The 21,920-nt window shown below is 71.4% G+C and carries 20 protein-coding genes; 17 read left to right on the top strand and 3 right to left on the bottom strand.

Annotated elements, in window-relative coordinates; translation table 11 throughout:
- Window positions 1-15 precede the first annotated feature (15 nt).
- The 5 genes from AB0J80_RS12425 to AB0J80_RS12445 all read left to right on the top strand — a co-directional run bounded on the left by AB0J80_RS12425 (window position 16) and on the right by AB0J80_RS12445 (window position 3,801).
- On the top strand, window positions 16-930 hold the full coding sequence (locus AB0J80_RS12425; protein WP_364703980.1) for an ABC transporter ATP-binding protein: 915 nt from the start codon (window positions 16-18) through the stop codon (window positions 928-930).
- Window positions 923-1,786: an ABC transporter permease gene (locus AB0J80_RS12430; protein ID WP_364703983.1), complete on the top strand. Its 864-nt coding sequence runs from the start codon at window positions 923-925 to the stop codon at window positions 1,784-1,786. The genes AB0J80_RS12425 and AB0J80_RS12430 overlap by 8 nt, the downstream gene beginning before the upstream one ends.
- A complete protein-coding gene (locus AB0J80_RS12435) occupies window positions 1,783-2,694 on the top strand; it encodes an ABC transporter ATP-binding protein (protein ID WP_364703985.1) in 912 nt (303 codons plus the stop codon). Before AB0J80_RS12430 ends, AB0J80_RS12435 begins: the two co-directional genes overlap by 4 nt.
- Window position 2,695: 1 nt before the next feature.
- Window positions 2,696-3,406, top strand: a complete 711-nt coding sequence (locus AB0J80_RS12440) for an ABC transporter permease (RefSeq protein ID WP_364703987.1) — start codon at window positions 2,696-2,698, stop codon at window positions 3,404-3,406.
- Between the two features lie 92 nt (window positions 3,407-3,498).
- On the top strand, window positions 3,499-3,801 hold the full coding sequence (locus tag AB0J80_RS12445; protein ID WP_364703990.1) for a hypothetical protein: 303 nt from the start codon (window positions 3,499-3,501) through the stop codon (window positions 3,799-3,801).
- 10 nt (window positions 3,802-3,811) lie between these two features.
- Here the strand turns inward: AB0J80_RS12445 and AB0J80_RS12450 are convergent, their stop codons facing one another.
- Window positions 3,812-5,098, bottom strand: a complete 1,287-nt coding sequence (locus AB0J80_RS12450) for a glycosyl hydrolase (protein WP_364703992.1) — start codon at window positions 5,096-5,098, stop codon at window positions 3,812-3,814.
- Between the two features lie 155 nt (window positions 5,099-5,253).
- Between AB0J80_RS12450 and cysC the strand changes: the two genes are divergently transcribed.
- From cysC to AB0J80_RS12490, 8 genes are all read left to right on the top strand, one after another.
- Window positions 5,254-6,777 carry an adenylyl-sulfate kinase gene (gene cysC, locus AB0J80_RS12455; protein ID WP_364703995.1) on the top strand — a complete coding sequence of 508 codons (1,524 nt, stop codon included), beginning with the start codon at window positions 5,254-5,256 and terminating at the stop codon, window positions 6,775-6,777.
- Window positions 6,778-6,888: 111 nt separating this feature from the next.
- Window positions 6,889-8,637, top strand: a complete 1,749-nt coding sequence (locus AB0J80_RS12460; RefSeq protein ID WP_364703998.1) for a Wzz/FepE/Etk N-terminal domain-containing protein — start codon at window positions 6,889-6,891, stop codon at window positions 8,635-8,637.
- Window positions 8,634-10,010 carry a hypothetical protein gene (locus tag AB0J80_RS12465; RefSeq protein WP_364704001.1) on the top strand — a complete coding sequence of 459 codons (1,377 nt, stop codon included), beginning with the start codon at window positions 8,634-8,636 and terminating at the stop codon, window positions 10,008-10,010. The genes AB0J80_RS12460 and AB0J80_RS12465 overlap by 4 nt, the downstream gene beginning before the upstream one ends.
- Window positions 10,000-11,226 carry a hypothetical protein gene (locus tag AB0J80_RS12470; RefSeq protein WP_364704004.1) on the top strand — a complete coding sequence of 409 codons (1,227 nt, stop codon included), beginning with the start codon at window positions 10,000-10,002 and terminating at the stop codon, window positions 11,224-11,226. The genes AB0J80_RS12465 and AB0J80_RS12470 overlap by 11 nt, the downstream gene beginning before the upstream one ends.
- Entirely contained in the window at window positions 11,226-12,104 is an 879-nt protein-coding gene (locus AB0J80_RS12475; protein ID WP_364704006.1) for a sulfotransferase, read from the top strand. The genes AB0J80_RS12470 and AB0J80_RS12475 overlap by 1 nt, the downstream gene beginning before the upstream one ends.
- Complete coding sequence (locus tag AB0J80_RS12480) at window positions 12,101-13,651, top strand: polysaccharide biosynthesis C-terminal domain-containing protein (RefSeq protein WP_364704009.1); 1,551 nt, start codon at window positions 12,101-12,103, stop codon at window positions 13,649-13,651. The genes AB0J80_RS12475 and AB0J80_RS12480 overlap by 4 nt, the downstream gene beginning before the upstream one ends.
- Entirely contained in the window at window positions 13,648-14,379 is a 732-nt protein-coding gene (locus AB0J80_RS12485; protein ID WP_364704011.1) for a methyltransferase domain-containing protein, read from the top strand. The genes AB0J80_RS12480 and AB0J80_RS12485 overlap by 4 nt, the downstream gene beginning before the upstream one ends.
- A gap of 5 nt (window positions 14,380-14,384) precedes the next feature.
- A complete protein-coding gene (locus AB0J80_RS12490) occupies window positions 14,385-15,401 on the top strand; it encodes a glycosyl hydrolase (protein WP_364704014.1) in 1,017 nt (338 codons plus the stop codon).
- Here the strand turns inward: AB0J80_RS12490 and AB0J80_RS12495 are convergent.
- A complete protein-coding gene (locus AB0J80_RS12495; protein WP_364704017.1) occupies window positions 15,370-16,149 on the bottom strand; it encodes a WecB/TagA/CpsF family glycosyltransferase in 780 nt (259 codons plus the stop codon). The genes AB0J80_RS12490 and AB0J80_RS12495 overlap by 32 nt on opposite strands.
- Window positions 16,150-16,212: 63 nt before the next feature.
- On the opposite strand from AB0J80_RS12495, the gene AB0J80_RS12500 reads away from it, so the two are divergent.
- The 4 genes from AB0J80_RS12500 to galT all read left to right on the top strand — a co-directional run bounded on the left by AB0J80_RS12500 (window position 16,213) and on the right by galT (window position 20,023).
- The gene (locus AB0J80_RS12500; protein ID WP_364704020.1) at window positions 16,213-17,163 is read left to right on the top strand and encodes a sulfotransferase; all 951 of its coding nucleotides are present in this window, start codon (window positions 16,213-16,215) and stop codon (window positions 17,161-17,163) included.
- Window positions 17,163-18,077 (top strand): glycosyltransferase family A protein, encoded by a 915-nt coding sequence (locus AB0J80_RS12505; protein WP_364704023.1) that lies wholly within the window; start codon window positions 17,163-17,165, stop codon window positions 18,075-18,077. The genes AB0J80_RS12500 and AB0J80_RS12505 overlap by 1 nt, the downstream gene beginning before the upstream one ends.
- Window positions 18,078-18,158: 81 nt before the next feature.
- The gene (locus tag AB0J80_RS12510) at window positions 18,159-18,935 is read left to right on the top strand and encodes a DeoR/GlpR family DNA-binding transcription regulator (protein ID WP_364704470.1); all 777 of its coding nucleotides are present in this window, start codon (window positions 18,159-18,161) and stop codon (window positions 18,933-18,935) included.
- Entirely contained in the window at window positions 18,932-20,023 is a 1,092-nt protein-coding gene (gene galT / locus AB0J80_RS12515) for a galactose-1-phosphate uridylyltransferase (protein WP_364704026.1), read from the top strand. Before AB0J80_RS12510 ends, galT begins: the two co-directional genes overlap by 4 nt.
- A gap of 611 nt (window positions 20,024-20,634) precedes the next feature.
- Here galT and AB0J80_RS12520 read toward each other — a convergent pair.
- On the bottom strand, window positions 20,635-21,849 hold the full coding sequence (locus AB0J80_RS12520; protein ID WP_364704029.1) for an NADP-dependent isocitrate dehydrogenase: 1,215 nt from the start codon (window positions 21,847-21,849) through the stop codon (window positions 20,635-20,637).
- Between the last annotated feature and the right edge of the window lie 71 nt (window positions 21,850-21,920).

Raw genomic sequence — 21,920 nt, forward strand, 5'->3', positions numbered from 1 at the left:
TCCTAGGCTGACAGCGTGAGCCTCATCGAAACCCAAGGGTTGACCAAGACGTACGGCGGGCGGGTGACCGCCCTGCACGACCTGAGCGTCTCCGTCGAGCCCGGGATCATCGGCCTGGTCGGCGCCAACGGCGCCGGCAAGTCGACCTTCATCAAGATCATGCTGGGCCTGATCCCGCCCTCCGGCGGGCAGGTCCGGGTCTTCGGCGTCGACCCGGCGGTCGACCCCGACCGGGTGCGGGCCAAGGTCGGCTACATGCCCGAGCACGACGCGCTGCCGCCGGACGTCTCCGCGGCCGAGTTCGTCACCCACCTGGGCCGGATCAGCGGCCTGCCGCGCACCGCCGCCCGGGAGCGGGCCTCCGAGGCGCTGCGGCACGTGGGGCTCTACGAGGAGCGCTACCGGCAGATCGGCGGCTACTCCACCGGCATGAAGCAGCGGGTCAAGCTGGCCCAGGCGCTGGTGCACGACCCCGACCTGCTGCTGCTCGACGAGCCGACCAACGGCCTCGACCCGGCGGGCCGCGACGCCATGCTGGCTCTGGTGCACCGCATCGGGAACGAGTTCGGCATCTCGGTCGTGGTCTGCTCGCACCTGCTCGGCGAGGTCGAGCGGATCTGCGACTCGCTCATCGCGATCGAGGGCGGGCGGCTGCTGCGCGCCGACCGCATCTCGGCCATGACCGCGGCCAGCGACGTGCTCGCGGTCGAGGTCTCCGAGGGTACGGAGGAACTCGCGGCCGCGCTCACCGGCCTCGGCCTCCACCCTCAGGTGGACGGGCGGCTCCTGCTCGTACCGCTGGACCACGAGGACACGTACGACCGCATCCTGCGTGCGGTGGCCGACCTCGACCTGCCGTTGCACCGCCTCGACCAGCGACGCCACCGGGTGGCCGAGCTCTTCGCACCCAGGGAGTCCGCGGATGTCTGAGTCCAGCGTCATCCATGACATCGGCTACCAGCGCTACACCGGTCCGCGGCTGGGCCGGGGCGCGGTGTTCGGTGCGATCTACGTGCACGGGCTCCGGGCGGCGTACGGGCTGGGCCGGTCGGCCAAGGCCAAGATCTTCCCGTGGCTGGTGGTCGGCATCGTCACCCTGGTCGCGGTGATCCTCGCGGCCGTCCGGTCCCAGACCGGCGTGGTGCCGCTCAACTACATCCAGTTCGCCGACGCGATGAGCTGGCTGATCATCTTCTTCGTGGCCATCGTCGCGCCCGAGCTGGTCTCGCGGGACCTGCGCGCCGGGGTGCTGCCGCTCTACTTCAGCAGGCCCCTGCGGGCCGCGGACTACATCGGCGCGAAGGTGGCCGCCATGGTGACGGCGGTCTGGGCGCTGCTCGCCGTACCCCAATTGATCATGTTCCTGGGTGCGGCCTTCACCACCAAGAAGGGCATGTCGGACGTCTGGAACGAGCTCGGCGACCTGCTTCCGGGCTGGGGTTACAGCCTGCTCTGGGCGCTGGTGTTCACCGGCATCGGCCTGCTGATCGCCTCGCTGACCGGCAAGCGCGCGTTCGCCGCCGGCGGCATCGTCGCGGTGTTCCTGATGACCACCCCGGTGGTCGGCGTGCTGTCGATCCTGCCGTCCACCGACGCGCAGGAGATGGCCGGCCTCGCCAGCCCGATGACCCTGGTCAGCGGCGTCGGCCAGTGGCTGGTCCCGACCGCCAACACCGGCCTCAACATCGGCAGCTTCGGCCCCGTGTACGCCATCGAGGCGCTCACGCTGGTCGCGACCTGCCTGCTGCTCCTACTCGCCCGCTACCGGAGGGTGGCCGCGCTGTGACCATCGTCGACCTGCAGAACGTCTCCCGCTGGTACGGCAACGTCGTCGCCGTCAACGACATCACCATGACCCTCGAGGCGGGCGTCACCGGCCTGCTCGGCCCGAACGGCGCGGGCAAGACCACCGTCCTGCACATGATGGCGGGCTTCCTCGCCCCGTCCAAGGGCACGGTGACCCTGGACGGCACGCCGACCTGGCGCAACCCGGACGTCTACCGACAGCTCGGCCTGGTCGCCGAACGCGAGGCGGTGCACGGCTTCCTCACCGCCCGCGAGTTCGTGCTGGCGTCGGCGAAGATGCAGAAGCTGCCCGACCCGAAGGCGGCCACCGAGTGGGCGCTGAACCTGGTGGAGATGGCCCCGGCCGCCGACCGCCGCATCGAGACGTACTCCAAGGGCATGCGCCAGCGCACCCGGGTCGCGGCGGCGCTCGTGCACAACCCGCAGGTGCTGCTGCTCGACGAGCCCTTCAACGGCATGGACCCGAGACAGCGCATGCACATGATGGCGCTGCTGCACGACCTGGGCGACAAGGGCCACACCATCCTGTTCAGCTCGCACATCCTCGAGGAGGTCGAACAGGTCTCCGGCACGGTCCAGGTGATCGTGGCGGGCCGGCTCGCCGCCTCCGGCGACTACCGCAAGATCCGCCGCCTGATGACCAACCGCCCGCACGTCTTCGCGGTGCAGTCCTCGGACGACCGCCGCCTGGCCGTCGCCCTCATCGCCGAGAAGTCGGTCACCGGCGTCGAGATCGAACCCAGCGGCATGACCGTCCGAGCCGGCGACTACGGCAGCTTCACCCGCGCCCTGCCCCGCATCGCCCTCGAGTCGGGCATCCGCCTGCGCAAGCTGATCCCGTCCGACGAATCCCTGGAGAGCGTCTTCTCCTACCTGCTGGAGGCCTGACATGTCGACGGTCGCGTGGATCACCGCCCGGGGCCTCTTCGGCCGCCGGCGGCTCCTGCTCCTGCTCCCCCTGCCGCTCCTGCTGGTCGGCCTGGCCGCGCTGTGCCGGGCGTACGACGTCAGGCCCTCGGACTGGGGCACCCCCGTCCTCGTCGGCCTGGGCCTGGCGGTGCTGCTGCCGGTCGTGTCGCTGATCGTCGGCACCGGCGTCCTCGGTTCCGAAGTGGACGACGGCACGATCGTGCACATCCTGACCAAGCCACTCCCCCGCCGCGACATCATCGCCGCGAAGCTCGGCGTGGCGGTCGGCGTGAGCGCCCTCACCTCAGCGATCCCGCTGTTCGTAGCGGGCTGGCTCGCCGAATCGGTACAGCTGGGCGGCGCCCTTGCCGTGGCCGCTGCGGTGGGCGCGTTCGCGTACTCGGCACTGTTCCTGCTGCTCAGCCTGCTGACCCGGCGCCCGGTCCTGCTCGGCCTGGTCTACATCCTGGTCTGGGAGGGTTTGCTGGGACGCTTCGTCAGCGGCACCCGGGTGCTGTCGATCGAGCAGTACGTCATCACGATCGCCGACAAGATCACGCCGACGGGCCTGCTGGAGTCGAAGGTCTCCCTGCCGGTCGCGGCGGTGATGGCGGCCATCTTCGTGGTGGGCTGCGCCTTGTTCTCGGTGGACCGGCTGCGGTCCTTCTCGATGGCCGGCGAGACCAGCTGACGGTCGAGGTGCCCGGGTTCCGTGAACCCGGGCACCTCGACCGCAGAGCTAGCTCATACTGACGTGCTCGGTGACTCTTGGGAGTGGGGGCGATGACCGCCTCGATCGGCATCTGGGCTCAAGGTGACCTGACCGGTGAGATCGTGCTCTACCGGTGGGAGGCCGACGGGAAGACTGGTTTCGTGACGTTCGAGGTTCCGACCCGGAGGTTCCGGCCGGCAGACCATACCGGTCAGCCGATCGGCGATCTGGTGCTCGACCTGGTCGCCGACGAGCTGTCCGGCACCGCGGCCGGTGTGGACCGCCGGTTGTTCAGCAAGGCGACTGTCGCGATCATGCGTGCGTACAGGCGTGCCGGCACGGCTCCGGCAACCGCGCACGCCTTTTACCACTGAGACAGAGGCGTCAGGAGAGGGCGGGCACGACCTGCACCTGGAAGATGGGCAGCCGGCCCAGCTTGCGATAGGCGGCCAGCGACTCCGGTGTCGCGTCGACCGAGGACTCGCGGCCCTCCTGGTTGTGCGGCGTGTCGAAGTGCACCATCGCGCGGATGCCCGGGAAGCGCGGGATCTGCTTGCCGACCTCCCGGTAGAACTCGGCCTTGTGACCGGGGTTCTTCTTCGACGACCACACCCCCCATTCCGCGACCATCAGCGGCTTGTCCGGGTGTACCTCGGTCGCCCAGTTGTAGAAGCCCGGCCAGGTGGGTCGCGCCGAGGACTGGCGGTTGAGCAGCTCCGCGAAGTCGCCGTGGCCGTAGCCCGGGTCGCTGTACGCGTACGTGTCGAAGCCGATCCAGTCGACGACGTCGTCGCCGGGGTACATGTCGCCGAACCATTTCTTGCTGGTGTGCGGCACGTAGGCCATGTGTACCAGCACCGTGACGAGGTTGTCGGCGCCGTGCGTGCGGAGTCTGGTGACGACGTGGCGGTACATGGCGGCGTAGTCCTTGGCCGTGTAGCCGGAGCCGGACTTCTCCCTGATGTTGTCCTCGGCCTCGTGGTGGACCGTGAAGAAGAACTGCTCGGGGAAGTCCTTCTTGATGTGGGCGGCGAGCTTGTCGAGGAACTTGTCGGTCGCCGGATCACCCTTGGCGATCTTGGCCCAGGAGGCGCCGCGCGGCTTCCAGTTGAGGAAGAGCAGGCGTTCGCGGCCGGGTTCGCGGGCGATGGCGATCTCGTCCTTGGTGGGGAAGAGCTGGCCGTTGCCGCGGTGGTAGGCGTGGAAGATGTCCTGGTGGCGTTCGGTCTTCTCCTCGAAGGCGGCCAGCGCGTCCTTGCCGCGGACGTCCGTGAAGGCCCCGGGTGCGACACCCCAGAGGACGCCGCAGGTCGGGACGAGCTTCTTTCCGGTACGGCAGGAGCCCGCCGGCGCCGGGGCCTGGGGAGCCGCACGGGTGCCGGGAGCGGCCGACGACGTCGTGGCGGACGGGCGGGCCGAGCCGGAGGCACCGGGCGACGCCGGGAGCATCGGCACGCCGGGTTCGGCGGGGGCCGACGTCTCTCGCGGGGCTCCGGGCGCCTTGGTCACGGCGGGGCCGGGCATCAGGACCGGGTCGGGACCGTACGGGAGGCTGAGCTGGTCGACGCCGCCCGTCCAGGCCCACGAAAGGGTGGCGACGGCCGAGATGCTGAAGACGGCCGTGATGGCGGCGAGGTGCAGGACCAGGTTGCGGCGGGGTCGACGTCTCACGATCGCCCAGTATCGGACCTAAAGTCCGTTTTGTCGACTACCCGACGCTCGCGGTCGCGTCGGCACCCCGGGCGGCCGGAAGGGGCGAGCCCGGCTCGACCCGGCGGGATGCGGCTGCGAAACTGTCCCTCAAGTCACTGCAGGGGGAGTCTTAGGTGAACGACGGTTCTGTGCTGCCCGAGGACGTGTTGCGTGACGCGCCGTCGTACACGCCGCGCGCGCACGAACTGGCCGACCTCGAGCTGCTGCTCTCCGGGGCGTACGCGCCGCTGACCGGCTTTCTCGGGCGCGCCGACCTGCAGTCCCTGCGCCGCCGCGGCAGGCTCGCCGACGGTACGCCGTGGCCGGTCGCCGTGACCTGCGAGATCCCGGCCGAGCTGGCCACCGGCCTCGACCTGGACGACCCGTCGCGGCGCACGGTGGTACTCACCGACCCCGAGGGCGCGCCGGTGGCCGCCATCGAGATCACCGACGCCTGGCCCACCACCGAGGACCGCTACGCGATCGGTGGCACGGTACGCCGGATGGGCGACGGCGGGCACGGGCCGTTCCAGCGTCTCCGGCGGACACCCGAGGAGGTCAAGGCGCTACTGCCGCCGGGACGCGTACTCGGGGTCATCGCCGACCGCCCGTTGCACCGCCCGCAGCTCGCGCAGATCGCCCACGCCGCGCGCACCCTCGCAGCCCACCTGCTGATCTTCATTCCGGTCACCGGGCCCGGCCCCGACGGCCTGCCACCGGAGGCCCTGGTCCGGGCGGTCTTCGCGGCCCGCGACCGGATGCCCCCGGCGACGATCGTCGCGGTCCCGCTGATGACCCGCGGCGACGAGATGCGCGACGCGCTGCTGCGGGCCAAGGTGGCCACCGCGTACGGCGTGACCCACGTGCTGTCCACCGGGGACATGCTCTCCGGCGGCGGCCTGCGGGTGCTGGTGCCGCGCGAGCTCGCGTACGACAACCGGGACGGTCAGTGGCGCTGGCGCGACGACATCCCGCCGCGCAACCGCCGTCTCGCGATGCCGGCGGCCGAGATCAACGACCTGCTGGACCGCGGCTTCCCGCTGCCCGAGTGGCACACGCCGCCGGCCGTGGCCAAGGAGCTCGCCCGGGTCCGTCCGCCGCGCCGGCACCGCGGCCTCGTCGTCTTCTTCACCGGGTTCTCCGGCTCGGGCAAGTCCACGATCGCCCGCGGGCTGGCCGACACGCTGCGCGAGAGCGGCGAGCGGACGATCACCTTCCTCGACGGCGATGTCGTGCGTCGCGAGCTCTCGGCCGGGCTGGGCTTCAGCCGCGCGGACCGGGACCGCAACGTGCGGCGGATCGGCTGGGTGGCGGCCGAGGTCGCGCGCCACCGGGGCATGGCCGTCGCCTGCCCGATCGCCCCGTACGCGAACGCCCGCGCCGCCGTGCGCCAGATGGCCGTCGAGGCCGGCGCCGGGTTCATCCTCGTGCACGTCGCCACCCCGCTGGAGGTGTGCGAGCAGCGCGACCGCAAGGGCCTGTACGCCCGCGCCCGGGCCGGCCAGCTGCGCGGCATGACCGGTGTGGACGACCCGTACGAGGCGCCCACCGACGCGGAGCTGGTCGTGGACACCACCGACATGACGGTGCCCGAGGCAGTGGATCTCGTGCTGGCGTACCTCGTGGAGAACGGCTGGGTGGAGCCGGAGATGAAGTAACCGGTCGCGGCGGAGTAGTTACGCATCGGCGTACGGGCCGTTTACCCCTCGGGGGCGAAACGCCCGATAGCCGACAACTCACACTCCGCCTGCGAAAGGGCCGCCGTACCGATGGAAGCGACTCGCCCGGTGTCCGCCGACCTCTCGCACTACCTGGGCGTGTTCCGCCGGCACTGGTGGCTCGTGCTCGCCGCGACCGGCGCGGGCCTGGCCGTCGGGGCCACGGTCACCCAGGCACTGCCGAAGGTCTACGAGTCCTCGACCTCGGTGCTGGTGCAGCCCGTGGACGGGGACACCAACGCCTCGGGTGGGCGTACCAAGGGCTCGATCAACCTGGACACCGAGGCCCAGCTCGTCGGGTCCGGCGCGGTCGCGGCGAAGGCGGCGGCGCTGCTGCGCTCCCCCGTCTCGCCGATCGAGCTGGCCAAGAGCGTCTCGGTCGAGGTGCCGGCCAACACCACGGTGCTGGTGATCCGCTTCGAGGCGGACAACCCGAAGGACGCCCAGGCCGGGTCGCACGCGTTCGCCGAGGCGTACCTGCGCAACCGCGAGGAGACCGCCCGGTCCGGGCTGGACCAGCAGATCAAGACGCTGAACCTCAAGGTCCGGCAGCTCACCACCAACCTGACCAGCATCAACAACCGGCTGGCCAAGGCGCAGAGCGGCAGCTCCGAGCGGAGCAACCTGGAGAGCCTGCGGAACAACTCGCAGAACCAGCTGAACAACCTGACCGGCCGGCTCAACGTGCTGACCACGGCGACCGTCGGGGCCGGCAGCATCATCAGCGACGCCCGGCTGCCGGAGGAGCCCACCAGCCCCAACGCGATGCTGAACGTCGCCGGCGGCACGATGATCGGGCTGCTGGCCGGGCTCGGCCTGGCGTTCGTGCGGGAGCGCTTCGACCGTCGCCTGCGGACCGCTGCCGACGTCCGTGACCGTGGCCGCATTCCGGTGCTCGCCGCCCTGGACGAGCGGACCACCCCGCACTTCGACGACGTGCTGCAGCCGTACGGGCCGGGCGGCCGGGTCTTCAACCGGCTGCGCAACGAGGTGCTGGCCAGCCTCAACGCCGGCGACCAGATCATCGTCGTCACCGGTGCCAGCCGTGGTTCGGCCACCACGCTCGTCGCCGCGAACCTGGCGGCGGCTCTCGCCCGTACCGGAAGCGATGTCGTCCTGATCGGCGCGCACCTGCCGGACAGCGTGGTCGATGCCGCGCCGCTGGCGCGGATGCTCGGGGTCGCCGCGATGCCCGGGCTGTCCGACCTGCTCGCCGGCCGGATCGGCCTGGCGAAGGCGTTGCAGCGCACCCCGCGGATCCCGTCGCTGCGGGTCATCACCACCGGCGGGGCCGCCACCGCGGCGGGGCTGATGCAGTCGCAGCGGCTGCGGGACACCCTCGACGCGCTGCGCCGGCAGACCGGGTACGTGGTCATCGAGGCGCCGTCGACCAGCAGCAGCGCCGACGCGCAGAGCCTCGCCAGCCTCGCGGACGCGGCCATCCTCGCGGTCGAGCTGCGCCGCTCGAAGCGCCCGGCGCTGCTGGACGCCGCCGAGCAGCTGAGCCGGGTCGGCACGCCGCTGCTGGGCGCGGTGGTCCTGCCGCAGCTGTCCGCCGTGCCGCGCGCCACGGCCACGGAGAACCTGCCGGTGGTGGCGCTGAGCGCGCAGAAGCCGGACGAGACGGCGGTCCTCGACGGGGACAGGACTCAGCCGCTGCGCCTGCAGCCGGGTGGCCCGGTGCGGCCGCCGCGGCAGGGCGACGGCACCGAGGAGGTCACGGCGGTCATCGACCTGACGCCCGCCGCCAAGCCGTCGCCGTCGGCGGTCACGACCACCGAGAAGCCGGACGACAAGTGACGCTGGTCGTCCCGGGCGCGACGCAGCGGGCGGCACACAGCACGGCACCGGAACGACCCATCTGGCTGCCGGCGTGGCCGGTCGCGGGCATCCTCGCCTGGTATCCGCTGTGGTGGGCGCTCGGCCTCGGCGTGCTGATCTTCCCGATCATGGCGGCGCCCATGCTGGTCCTGCTGCTGCGCCGGCGCGCCGCCGGGCGGCCGTTGCGGCTGCCGCCCGGCTTCGGCTGGTGGGCCCTGTTCCTCGCGGCGGTCGTCATCAGCATCGCGGCGCTGGGCGCCGACCCGACGGGGACGGTGGTCGAGCATGCGACCGACCGCCTGGTCGCGGTCGTCTACCGGTTCGCCATGTACGCGTCCCTGACCGTCCTGCTCGTCTACACCGGCAACCTCACCGAGGCCGAGCTGCCCCGCAGGCGCCTGGTCAAGCTGCTCGGCTGGCTGTTCGTGGTGACCGTCGCGGGCGGCCTGCTGGGCATGGTGGCGGGCCGGTTCGAGTTCACCTCACCGGTCGAGTGGCTGCTGCCGGGCAACGTGCGCGCCAAGGGGTTCGTGCAGTCGCTGGTGCACCCGTACGCGGCGCAGATCATGGACCTGGTCGGCGGCGAGAAACCCCGCCCGGCGGCGCCGTGGGGTTACACCAACACGTGGGGCAACAACTTCTGCCTGCTGATGGGCTGGCTGGTGGTGGCCGCGTGGGCGACCCGCCGCGCCGGCACCAAGCTGCTCGCCCTGCTCGGCCTGGCGATCGCGATCGTGCCGGCGGTCGTCTCGCTGAACCGCGGCCTGTGGATCGGCATCGGCGTCGTGGTCCTCTACGTCGCCGTCCGGTACGTCCTCATGGGACGGCTGTGGATCATCGGCGCCGTGGCGCTGGCGGCCGCCGGCCTGGTCGTCGCCCTGCTCGCCACCCCGCTCGGCGACGTGGTCGACGCGCGGCTCGACAACGGCAAGTCCAACGGCGTGCGCTCGTTCCTCGTGCAGCGTGCCCTGGACGGCTTCGTCGAGTCGCCGATCATCGGCTACGGCTCCACCCGCAACACCATCGGGGGCCGCAACTCCATCGCGGTCGGCGAGAGCTCCGAGTGCGAGCGCTGCGGCAACTTCACCGTCGGCGGCAACGGCCAGCTCTGGCAGCTGATGTACGCCCACGGCACCGTCGGCACGGTCGCGTACCTGGGCTTCTTCGGCTACGGCCTGTGGCGCTTCCGCCGTGACCGTACGGCGATCGGCATCGCCGGCAGCGCGGCGATCGTGAGCTCGTTCTCCGCGATGCTCTGGTACAACGCGATCCCCACCCCCCTGGCGTTCATGTTCCTGGCCTACGCGCTGCTGTGGCGCAACCACTTCGAGGGGGACGCACATGCCCGTTAAGACCGCGCCGGCGGAGCTCACCGCCGGCGACTCGGCGCTGCGTACGCAGTACCTGGCGGAGGTCCTCGCCCTGCTGTATCCCGAACCCTGCGCCACCGACGACCGGCGCGGCGAGCCGATCGCGGAGTACCTGGTCGTGCCGGACGCACGCCGCCCGCGGTTGCTGGTCCCCACCACCTCCCGCCGGGTCTCCGCGGCCGCCGTCCGCCGCTACGCCGAGCCGCAGTCCCGGGCCGCGAGGCTCAAGCGCGACGCCGTGGTGGCGGCCCTGCGCACCGGCGCGTCGAGCGTGCTGCTGCGCGACCGTATCCGCGTCACCGGGCCGGCGGCGGAGAGCATCGACGGCCACCTGCGCGAGGCGCTGGGCCGGGAGCTGTCCGTCAGCATCCACATCGGACCGGCCCGGGCCAACCGCAAGCCGGTGCTGCAGCTCATCAGCCCCGACGGGGAGACGTTCGGCTTCGGCAAGCTCGGCACCGGCCCGCTGACCCAGCGCCTGGTCCGGGCGGAGACCGCCGCGCTCACCGCGCTCGGCAAGGTGGGGCTCACCAAGCTCACGGTGCCGACGGTGCTGCACGCCGGCCAGTGGCGCGGCTCCCAGGTGCTGATCCAGTCGGCGCTGCCGGTGTGGCTGCCGCGGGCGCCGCTGACCCCGCGCCGGCTCACCGCCGCGATGCTCGACATCGCCGGATGCTGCGGGTACACGACGGGGACGCTGGTCGGGAGCGCGTACTGGGCCGAGCTGCGCGGCCGGCTCGCCGCGGTGGCGGACCGGCCCGAGGGCGGGGCTCTCGGTTCCGCGGCCGAGCTCCTCGCGGCGCACGCCGGGAGCACGACCCTCCGGTACGGCGCATGGCACGGCGACTGGGCGCCCTGGAACATGGCGAACCTCGCCGACGCGCTGCTGGTGTGGGACTGGGAGCGGTTCGCCAAGGGTGTGCCGGTCGGCTTCGACGCCGTGCACCACGATTTGCAGCGGCGCATCCAGTCCAGCGGGGACGCGGCCGCGGCCGTGGAGGCGACCGTACGCCGCGCCGGGGAGCTGCTGCAGCCGTTCGGCGTCGCCCCGGAGGCCCGGGAGCTGACCGCGCTGCTCTACCTGGTCGACCTGGCCGTCCGCTACCTGACCGACCGCCAGGCCGAGGCCGGTGCCCGGCTCGGGGTGCTGGGGACCTGGCTGCTGCCCGTACTGATTCGAAGGGTCGAGGAACTCTGATGGATGTTCGTAAGGTTCCGGCGCCGGTCAAGCGGGTCGTGCACCTGGGGTCGCGGTCCTACGGCCGGCTGACGGCGCCCAGCCGGATGACGCCCTCGTTCCTGATCTGCGGCGGTCAGCGCTGCGGCACGACGTCGCTCTACCGGGCGCTCGCCGCGCATCCCGCGGTGCTGAAAGCCGTGCTGCACAAAGGCGTGCACTACTTCGACGTGTCGTACGAGCGCGGCATGTCCTGGTACAAGGGGCACTTCCCACTGCAGCGCCAGGCGGAGAAGGTGCAGGAGCGCTACGGCGTGCCGGCGCAGACGTTCGAGTCGAGCCCGTACTACATGTACCACCCGCAGGCGGCCGCCCGGATCGCCGCGGACCTGCCCGGTACGAAGCTCGTGGTGCTGGTCCGCGACCCGGTGGAGCGGGCGTACTCACAGCACCACCACGAGGTCGCGCGCGGCTTCGAGCAGGAACGCGACTTCGGCAACGCACTGGCCCTCGAGCCGGCCCGGCTGCACCGCCAGGAGGACCGGCTCGCGGCGGACCCGAAGTACTACTCCTTCGCCCACCAGCACCAGGCCTACCGGGCCCGCGGCGAGTACGCCCGCTACCTGAGCGTCATGGCGCAGCACGTCGGCCGCGAGCGCATCCACGTGGTGGAGAGCGAGCGGTTCTTCAGCCAGCCGGAGCAGGTCTACGACGAGGTCTGCGCGTTCCTCGGGCTGCCGATCAACCTCGGTCATCCCCCGTTCGAACGGCACAACGCCCGTCCCCGGCAGTCCGACATGGACCCCGGCATCCGCCGCGAGCTGAGCAGTCACTACGCGTCGCACGACGAGGCCCTGATGACCTGGCTCGGGCGGATCCCGATCTGGCGCCAGACATGACGGCGGTGGCGGAGGCTCCCGCGACGCCGAAGGGCACCCGCGGTGTCGCTCGCGGCGGGCTGGCCAACATGGTCGGCTCGGCGCTCGCCGGCGGCACCGGCGTGATGGTCACCTGGGTGGTCGCGCGGGCCCTCGGCGCCGAGCACGCCGGCGCCTTCTTCGCGGCCACCGCCGCGTTCGTCCTGGTCGGCGGCCTGGCGAAGCTCGGTACCCAGACCGGACTGGTGTACTTTCCGGCGCGGCTGCGCGCCACCGGGCGCGACCACCTCCTCGGCGCCTGCCTGCGGACCGGCCTGACCCCGGTGCTCGTGCTGGCGGTCCTGCTGGCCGCGGGCATGTGGTTCGGTGCCTCCTGGATCGCGGACCTGACCGCGGGCGGTTCGGCGGAGGTGGCCTCGGGGCTGCGGATCCTCGCCCTGTTCCTGCCGCTGCAGGCGCTGACCGACGCCCTGCTGACCGCCACCCGCGGGTACAAGGCGATGCGGCCGACCGTCACCCTCGACCGCGTCCTGCGCAGCACGCTGCAGTTGCTGTGCGTCGGCGTGGCCGGGGTGGCTGCCCTCTGGGCGGGTGCGTCGCTCCCGGCGTTCGCGTTCGCCTGGGCGGTGCCGTACCTGCCGGTATCGATCCTCGCGGCGCTGGCCCTGCGCAAGATCTACCTGGCCGGCAAGCCGGAGAGCTTCCGGTCGCGCCGCAGCGAGCGCCTCGACCTGCGCCGCGAGTTCTGGCGCTTCACCGGGCCGCGCGCGCTGGCCAGCGTCGCGCAGCTGGCCCTGCAACGGGTGGACGTGCTGCTCGTCGCCGCGCTGGGCGGGCTCGCCTCCGCCGCCGTCTACGCGGTCGCGGGCCGGTTCGTGGTGCTCATCCAGTTCGCCAATCAGGGGATCTCGCAGTCGGTGCAACCGCGGCTCGCCGAGGCGCTGGCGGTCGGCGACCGGGACACCGCCAACCACCTCTACCGCACGGCGACCGGCTGGCTGGTGCTGGTGACCTGGCCGATCAACCTGCTCGTGATCCTCTTCGCCCCGCTCTACCTCGGACTGTTCGGCGCCCACTACCGCAGCGGCACGCCGGTGGTCGTGGTCCTCGCCTGCGCGATGCTCGTCGCCACCGGCTGCGGCATGGTCGACATGGTGCTCGCGATGGCCGGCCGCACCTCGTGGAACCTCTACAACGTCCTGGTCGCCCTGGTCGTCACGGTGGGCCTGGACGTGCTGCTGATTCCCCGGTACGGCGCACTGGGCGCCGCGATCGGGCTGGCCTGCGCACTGGTCGTCAACAACCTGCTGCCTCTCGTCCAGGTCGCTCGCGCCGCGCGGCTGCACCCGTTCGGCCGCGGCACGCTGACCGCCGGCGCGTTGTCGGTCGCGTGCTTCGGCGTACTCCCGAGGGTCGTGACCGCGGTGACCGGGACCGGCCCGGCCGGCCTGGTGCTCGCGACCGGCCTGGCCGTCACCGCGTTCGGCGCCGGTGCCTGGCTGCTGCGCGACCGGCTCGCGCTCGACGCCTTCAAGCCTCGCAAGCTCATGTCAAGGAGGACCGGTTGACCACCGACTACACCAAGGTGTTCCAGGACACCGAAGCCGTCGACAAGTACGAGCACGTCACGTACGCGCCGGACAGCTACGCCTCGCAGATCAACGAGCGGCAGCAGGCGTACCTGCGCAAGCTCGTCGAGCGGGAGTTCGGCGCAAGGCTGCCCGTGCAGCACGACTTCGCCTGCGGGACCGGCCGCGCGATCCGGACGCTGCACGGCCTGGTCCGGGAGGCGCACGGCTACGACACGTCGGCCGAGATGATGGCGAAGGCGGAGGAGGTCGGCTCGCGGGCGCAGTGGCACCAGATCCCCGCCGACGGCCCGGTGCCGAACCCGGTCCCGGCCGGGCACCCGGCGATCGTCACGATGTTCCGGCTGCTGCTCAACGTCGACGAGCAGGTACGCGAGCGGGCCATCGCCTTCGCCGCGAAGGTGCTGCCCACCCCGGACGCCGGCGTGCTCGTGGTGGAGAACCACGGCAACGCGGGCTCGCTGCGGCACCTGCGGGCCCGGCGGCACTCCGGCGAACGATGGTTCGCCGAGCTCTCGCACGCCGAGGTGGAGCAGCTGCTCGACCGGCACGGCTTCGAGGTCGTGGAACGGCGCGGCTTCTCCATGCTGACCGAGTCGCTGAGCAAGAACCCGCTCGCCCGGGCCGCGGACGCGGCGGCCCGCGCCCTGCCCGGCACGGACGGTTTCGCGGTCAACGTGCTGTACACGGCGCGCCGGAAGAAGTAACCGCCGTGCGCCGTGCAGTCGCCCTGTCGGGGCTGCTCGCGCTCGTGCTCGCCGGCTGCACCTCGCACCGGCGGGCCGAGCCCGAGCCCACGCCGTCGCCGGACCTGACCAGCCCGCCGGTCGCGGTCGCGGTGAACCCGGGGCCGTTCGAGGCCGGACCGTTCGTGGCGCCGTCGACCGGTGCCTACCTGGGCGCGTGGATCAAGCCGGACGCGCTGACCCACGCGGGCCGGGTCGAGGCGGTCGACGCTCTGGAGGACGAGCTCGGCCGGCCGCTGGACATCCTCAACACGTACCGGCGATTCGAGCAGATGGTCGGCACCGCGTCCGACGCCGAGTTCCTGGACCGGGGCGCCACGCTGATGGTGAGCTGGGCGACCGGGGACAACCGGTCGATCACCGCGGGAGAGCACGACCAGCTGATCCGCAAGCAGGCCCGGGCCATCCGCAAGGTGAAGAAGCCGGTGCTGCTGCGCATCCGGTGGGAGATGGACCGGCCCAACCTGCGCGCGACGATGTGGTCGCCGGAGGACTACATCGCCGCGTACAAGCGCATCCGCGAGATCTTCGCCGAGGAGCGCGCCAGGAACGTCTCCTGGGTGTGGTGCCCGACCGCCGAGGGCTTCATCCGCGGTGACGCGCCGGCCTTCTACCCGGGCGACGACCAGGTCGACTGGACCTGCGTCGACGTGTACGCGGGCAACGTCTTCCAGCCCATCGGTCAGCTCATGGGCCCGTTCCTGCAGTGGGCCGCGCAGCGCCCGAAACCGATCATCATCGGCGAGTTCGGCGTCGCCAAGGCATGGGGATCGGCGGGCCGGGCGGCCTGGCTCCAGGACGCCCGGCGGACCTTCAAGGCCAACAAGCAGATCAAGGCGGTCGTCTACTTCGAGTCCGACCCCGACGGCAACGGTCCCAAGCAGCAGTTCCAGCTCGCCGGGGACCGTCCCGCCTTCAAGGCGTTCACGCGCCTCACGAAGGATCCCTGGTTCAACGTCGACGGGCCTGGGCCAGGAGCTTGAGCGCGTACGGGGCGTCGTGCTTGAGGTAGCGCCCGGCCAGCCGGCGCGGCTCGGTGCCGAGCCGGTGTGCCCACTCCAGGCCGGTGCGCTGCATCCAGCGCGGCGCCCGCTCGACGTCGCCCGCCACGAAGTTCACGGCCGCACCGCAGCCCACGTACCAGGCCTGCGGCAGCTCGGCGCGCAACCGCGTGATGACGGCCTCCTGCTTGGGGAAGCCGAGGCCGACGAAGACCAGGTCCGGCTCGGCGCCGGCGACCTTCGCGCAGAAGTCCGCGTACGCCTGTTCGTCCTGCTCGAAGCCGTAGTCCGGGCACAGCGTTCCGGCGACGCGCAGGCCGGGGCATTCGGCGGCGAGCCGGTCGGCGGCGCGGGTGGCACCGTCCTTGACGCCGTCGGCCGCGGGCGTGCCACCGACGACGAAGATCGAGCGGCCGTCGTGTCCCAGCCCGCGCGACAGCGACCAGATCAGGCTGCTGCCGGCGACCCGCTCGGGCAGCGGCGTGCCGCTCAGCTTGCTGGCCCAGACCAGCGGCATGCCGTCGGCCACGATGAGGTCCGCGTCGTCGAGGTACTCCCGGACCTCGCGGTCCACCCGTGACTGCCGCAGGATGTCGATGTTCGGGGTGAGGATCCGGCCGCCGCGCCGCGCCTCGATCGCCTCGCGGACGAGGGCCACCACCTCGCCCTCGGTGATCGGGTCGAACCCGGTGCCGTCGAGCTCCACCCGGTCGAAAGTCTCGATGGACAACTCCACGCCTCCTTCGCACTTGTTCGCTCGTTATAGGAGCGAAACGAGCGAAGGTGGGCAGAAGTGGCACGCGTTGTTTATCTGGGCGGATTAGGACGAAGCGGAACAACGCTCGTCGAACGCCTGCTCGGCGAGCTGCCCTCGGTGTGCGCCCTCGGCGAGATCGTCCACCTCTGGCAGCGCGACATCCGCGACAACGAGCGGTGCGGCTGCGGCGCTCGCTTCGCCGCCTGCACGTTCTGGCGGCGGGTCGGCGAGCAGGCCTTCGGCGGCTGGCACAACGTCGACGTCGACCGCGTGCACGCGCTGCGCGACTCCGTGGAACGCACCCGGTTCATCCCCCGCCTCGCCGCGGCCCAGCTGCCCGCGGCCCAGCTCGCGGACGTCCGCGAGTACGCGAGCTACTACTCGCGGGTCTACGCGGCCGCCGCCGAGGTCTCCGGCGCGGAGGCCGTGATCGACTCCTCCAAGCACAGCGCGCTGGCTCACGTGCTGCGCTGGGCCGAGGACGTGGACCTGCGGGTCGTGCACGTGGTGCGGGACGCGCGCGGGGTCGCGTACTCGTGGACCAAGACCGTCGCCCGCCCGGAGACGGACGGCAGCGAGGAGATGACCCGCTACTCCCCCGGCCGCTCGGCTCTGCTGTGGAACGCGCACAACGCGGCCTTCGGGCTGCTCGCGCGCCGCGGCGTGCCGGTCCGGCGCATCCGCTACGAGCAGTTCCTCAGCGACCCCCGGGCAACCCTGCGCGAGCTGGCCGACTACGCCGGCGTCCCGGCCGAGGACGCCGACCTGGCGTTCCTCGGCGACGGGTACGCGGACCTGCGCGTCGGCCACAGCGCGGCCGGCAACCCCATGCGCTTCACCGTCGGGCGCCTGCCGCTGCGCCGCGACGACGCCTGGGTACGCGCCCTGCCCGGCAACCAGCGGCGGCTCGTCGGCGCGGTGTGCGCGCCGATGCTGCGCGCGTACGGCTACCCGCTCAACCCCGTAGAAGCACCCCAGGAGGCGTGATGAACTGGCCGTCCGTCGGCGTCGTGATCCCCACCCGCAACCGCCCGCAGCTCGTGCGCAAGGCGATCGCCGCGGTCCGCGAGCAGCGCTACCCGGGCGAGATCAAGATCGTTGTCGTGTACGACCAGACGGAGCCCGACTACCTGCTCGCCTCCACCGAGGGCATCCAGGTGCTGGTGCTGACGAACTGGCGTACCTCGGGCCTGGCCGGCGCCCGCAACACCGGCATCCTGGCGCTGGACACGGAGCTCGTGGCCTTCTGCGACGACGACGACCGCTGGGCTCCGGACAAGCTCCGCCGCCAGGTCGCCGCCCTGGTGGCCGAGGACGACGCCGAGTTCGCGACGTGTGCGATCGAGGTCGAGTACGAGGGCAAGTGCACCCCCCGCCTGGCCGGGCGCAGCCGCGTCACCGTCGACGAGCTGGCCCGCTCCCGGATGGCGATGCTGCACTCGTCGTCGTTCCTCGTGCGGCGGGAGGCGTTGAGCGAGGACGCCATCGGGCTGGTCGCCGAGGACGCGCCGGGCAGCCAGAACGAGGACTGGGACCTGCTGCTGCGGGCGGCCCGGCGGACACCGATCGTGCACCTCGACGAGCCGCTCGTACGCGTGCTGTGGGGCAGGACCTCGCACTACGCGTACGAGTATGCGACGAAGATCTCTTCGCTGCGCTGGATGATGCAACGCCATCCCGAGATCAGCGGCTGCCGCCCCGGCGCGGCCCGCGTCTACGGGCAGCTGGCGTGCTGGTCCGCGGCGACCGGGAACCGCTCCCAGGCCTGGCAGTTCAGCAAGGAAGCGGTCCGCGCCAACTGGAAAGAGCCGCGTACGGCCATCGCATTGGCGGCCATGACCGGGGCCGTGAAGGTGGAAAACGTCCTCTCCGCGCTCCACAAACGCGGACGCGGCATCTAACACACTCTTTTGCGCACACCCGATCGCCAGGTAGTGTTCGGGCGTGTTCGAAATAGTGCGGTTAACTTCGGCGGGTTGCTGATGCTCGCCCAGCAGCGCCAGGCGGCGATCCTCGACCGGGTCCGTGCGGCCGGCGGCGTCCGCGTCAGCGAGCTCGCCGCCGAGTACGGCGTCTCCGACATGACCATCCGCCGCGACCTGGAGTCCCTGGCGGACCGGGGCCTTCTCGCGAAGGTACACGGCGGGGCCACCACCGTGAGCCCCGGTTCGACGCACGAACCGGGCTTCGCGGCCAAGTCGGTGCGCCAGCGCACCGAGAAGGCGGCCATGGCCATGCGCGCCGCCGCCCTGGTCTCGCCCGGCGACGCGATCGCGCTGTCGGCCGGCACCACGACCGCGGGCCTCGCCCAGCGCCTCGTCGACGTGCCGGCCCTCACCGTGGTCACCAACTCGATCCCGGTCGCCGACGTCTTCTACCGGGCCGGGCGCCCCGACCAGACGGTGGTGCTGACCGGCGGCACGAGAACCCCGTCCGACGCACTCGTCGGCCCGGTGGCCGTCGCGGCGATCGGCACCCTCCACCTCGACATGCTGTTCCTCGGCGTGCACGGCATGAGCGAGCGCGCGGGCTACACGACGCCGAACCTCATGGAGGCGGACGTCAACCGGGCGCTCGTCGACGCCGCGGAACGGCTCGTGGTGCTGGCCGACCACACCAAGTGGGGCACGGTCGGCATCTCGTCGATCGTCCCCCTGCACCGCGCCGACGTGGTGATCACGGATGAAGGACTCGACGAGACCGCCCGGGCGATCCTCGCAGAACAGGTGAACGAGCTCGTGGTGGTGAGCGCCCAGTGATCGAGAAGCGGACGGCGATCAAGCTGTCGGACGGCCGCGAGCTCGTCTACTTCGACGAGACCCCGGCCGAGGACCGGACCCGGTGGCAGGACACCCGCCGGCTGCCACCCCCGCCGCCGACCTCGCAGCTGCGCTACGACCCCCTCGTGGACGAATGGGTCGCGGTCGCGGCCCACCGCCAGACCCGCACCTTCCTGCCGCCGTCGGACAAGTGCCCGCTCTGCCCGTCCACACCGGACTTCGCCAGCGAGATCCCGGCCCCGGACTACGACGTCGTCGTCTTCGAGAACCAGTTCCCGTCGTTCAGCGACCGGGTCAAGCCGGACGAGATCACCGAGCTGACGGACATGGTCCCGGTCCGCCCGGGCGTCGGCCGCTGCGAGGTGGTCTGCTTCACCAGCGACCACACCAGCTCCTTCGGCGCCCTCTCCCCCGAACGCGTCCGCACAGTGGTCGACGCCCTCGCCGACCGTACGGAGCAGATGTCGGCGCTGCCCGGCGTCGCCCAGGTCTTCCCGTTCGAGAACCGGGGCATCGAGATCGGCGTGACGCTGAGCCACCCGCACGGCCAGATCTACGCGTACCCGATGGTGCCGCCCCGCACGACGGCCATGCTCGAGGCGGCCCGACGCCACGCGGACCAGACAGGAGGCCGCAACCTGTACGCGGACGTCCTGGCCGCGGAGCAGAAGGCGGAGATCAGAGTCATCGGCTCCAACGCCCACTGGACCGCCTACGTCCCCGCGGCGTCCCGGTGGCCGTTCGAGGTGCAGCTCGCCCCCAACCGCCAGGTCCCGGACATCCCCGCGCTGACCCCGCAGGAGCGGGACGCGTTCGCCACGCTGTACCTGGACGTGCTGAAGCGCTTCGACGCCCTGTTCGGCAAGCCGATGCCGTACATAGCGGCGTGGCACCAGGCGGTCACCGGCGAGGGACGCGACCTCGGCTACCTGCACCTGCAGCTCTTCAGCATCCGCCGGGCGGCGGACAAGTTGAAGTTCCTGGCCGGCTCGGAGTCCGCCATGGGCGCCTTCGTCAACGACATCGTCCCCGAGAAAGCGGCCCAGATCCTCCGCGATGCCGGGTGAGCGCCGGATCATTCGGCTCTCCCGTGCCCACCGGCCCGTTCCCGGCCCACACGGGCCGGCCGGCGCACAGCTGACCGAATCTCCTGTCCCCCGCGGGAACATGAGGGACACGCCGTCGCCCTCCGCGAACGCCCGGCCGCAGCAGACTCACGTCATCGACGGCCGCCACCGCCGGCTTGCGCGAGTCCTCGACACAGACTTTCGCGGGGCGCGGTACTCCAGGCCCTTCTCCCCGGCGATGCCCTTGAGGTTCGCCCACCGCAGTGAGGTTTGCCCACCGCAGCCGGACCGGGGGCGTGAGGCAGCTTAGGGGGCGGGGGGCCCGGGACAAGGCCCCCCGCAGGGAAGGGACGGCAGGCGTTCCGCCTACAGGCCGCACCCCGCTCGAGGAAACCGATCGGCGCCCGGGACAAGGCTGCCGGACCGGCGGGCGACTCCTCGTGCGACGCGACCGTCATCCGTTCTGCTAGGGGAAACGAGCCGCGTACCCCCTGGTTACGCATCCTAAACATCACATTTGTGTGACCGGTCGGTTTTGCGGAAACCGGCGCCCGCCCCCGGGCGCACGAAGGCCCGCCGGCAACGGCCGGCGGGCCTCGTTCGTCACAGCATCAGGCCAGCTTGCGGGCCAGGTTCTCGTCCAGAGCGTTCATGAACTCGTCGGTGGTGAGCCACGGCGCGTCCCGGCTGATGAGCAGGGCCAGGTCCTTGGTCATCTGGCCGCCCTCGACCGTCTCGACGCAGACCTTCTCCAGCGTCTCCGCGAACTCGGTGACAGCCGGCGTCCCGTCGAGCACACCGCGATGCTTGAGGCCGCCGGTCCAGGCGAAGATCGAGGCGATCGGGTTGGTCGAGGTCTTCTCGCCCTTCTGCCACTGGCGGTAGTGCCGGGTGACCGTGCCGTGCGCCGCCTCGGCCTCGACGGTCTTGCCGTCCGGGGTCATCAGCACGGAGGTCATCAGGCCGAGCGAGCCGAAGCCCTGCGCCACCGTGTCGGACTGCACGTCGCCGTCGTAGTTCTTGCAGGCCCAGACGTAGCCGCCCTCCCACTTCATCGCGGCGGCCACCATGTCGTCGATCAGGCGGTGCTCGTACGTGAGGCCGGCCTTCTTGAAGTCCTCGGCGAACTCGGTCTCGAAGATCTCGGCGAACAGGTCCTTGAAACGCCCGTCGTACGCCTTGAGGATCGTGTTCTTCGTCGACAGGTAGACCGGGTAGTTGCGGGCGAGGCCGTAGCGGAACGAGGCGCGCGCGAAGTCGCGGATCGACTCGTCGTAGTTGTACATGCCCATCGCGACGCCGCCGGCCGGGAAGTCGCTCACCAGGAACTCCATGGGCTGCGAGCCGTCCGCCGGGGTGAACGTCAGGGTCAGCTTGCCGGCGCCGGGCGCCACGAAGTCGGTCGCCTTGTACTGGTCGCCGTGCGCGTGCCGGCCGATGATGATCGGCTTGGTCCAGCCGGGTACGAGCCGGGGGACGTTCGACATGATGATCGGCTCGCGGAACACGACACCGCCGAGAATGTTGCGGATCGTGCCGTTCGGCGACCGCCACATCTTCTTCAGCCCGAACTCGTCGACGCGGGCCTCGTCGGGCGTGATCGTCGCGCACTTCACGCCGACGCCGTGCTGCTTGATGGCGTTGGCCGCGTCGATCGTCACCTGGTCGTCGGTCTCGTCGCGGTGCTGGATCGACAGGTCGTAGTACTCGAGGTTGACGTCGAGGTAGGGCAGGATCAACTGCTCACGGATCTGCTTCCAGATGATCCGGGTCATCTCGTCGCCGTCGAGCTCCACGACCGGGTTGTTGACCTTGATTTTCGCCATCGGCCGGCGCTCCTCTCCGCAGGACACATGCTTAGCAGTACGAGCGTACTGCCTGTTGGTTGAAGATCGCC

The sequence above is a fragment of the Actinoplanes sp. NPDC049548 genome (assembly GCF_040676695.1).
Taxonomy (GTDB): domain Bacteria; phylum Actinomycetota; class Actinomycetes; order Mycobacteriales; family Micromonosporaceae; genus Actinoplanes.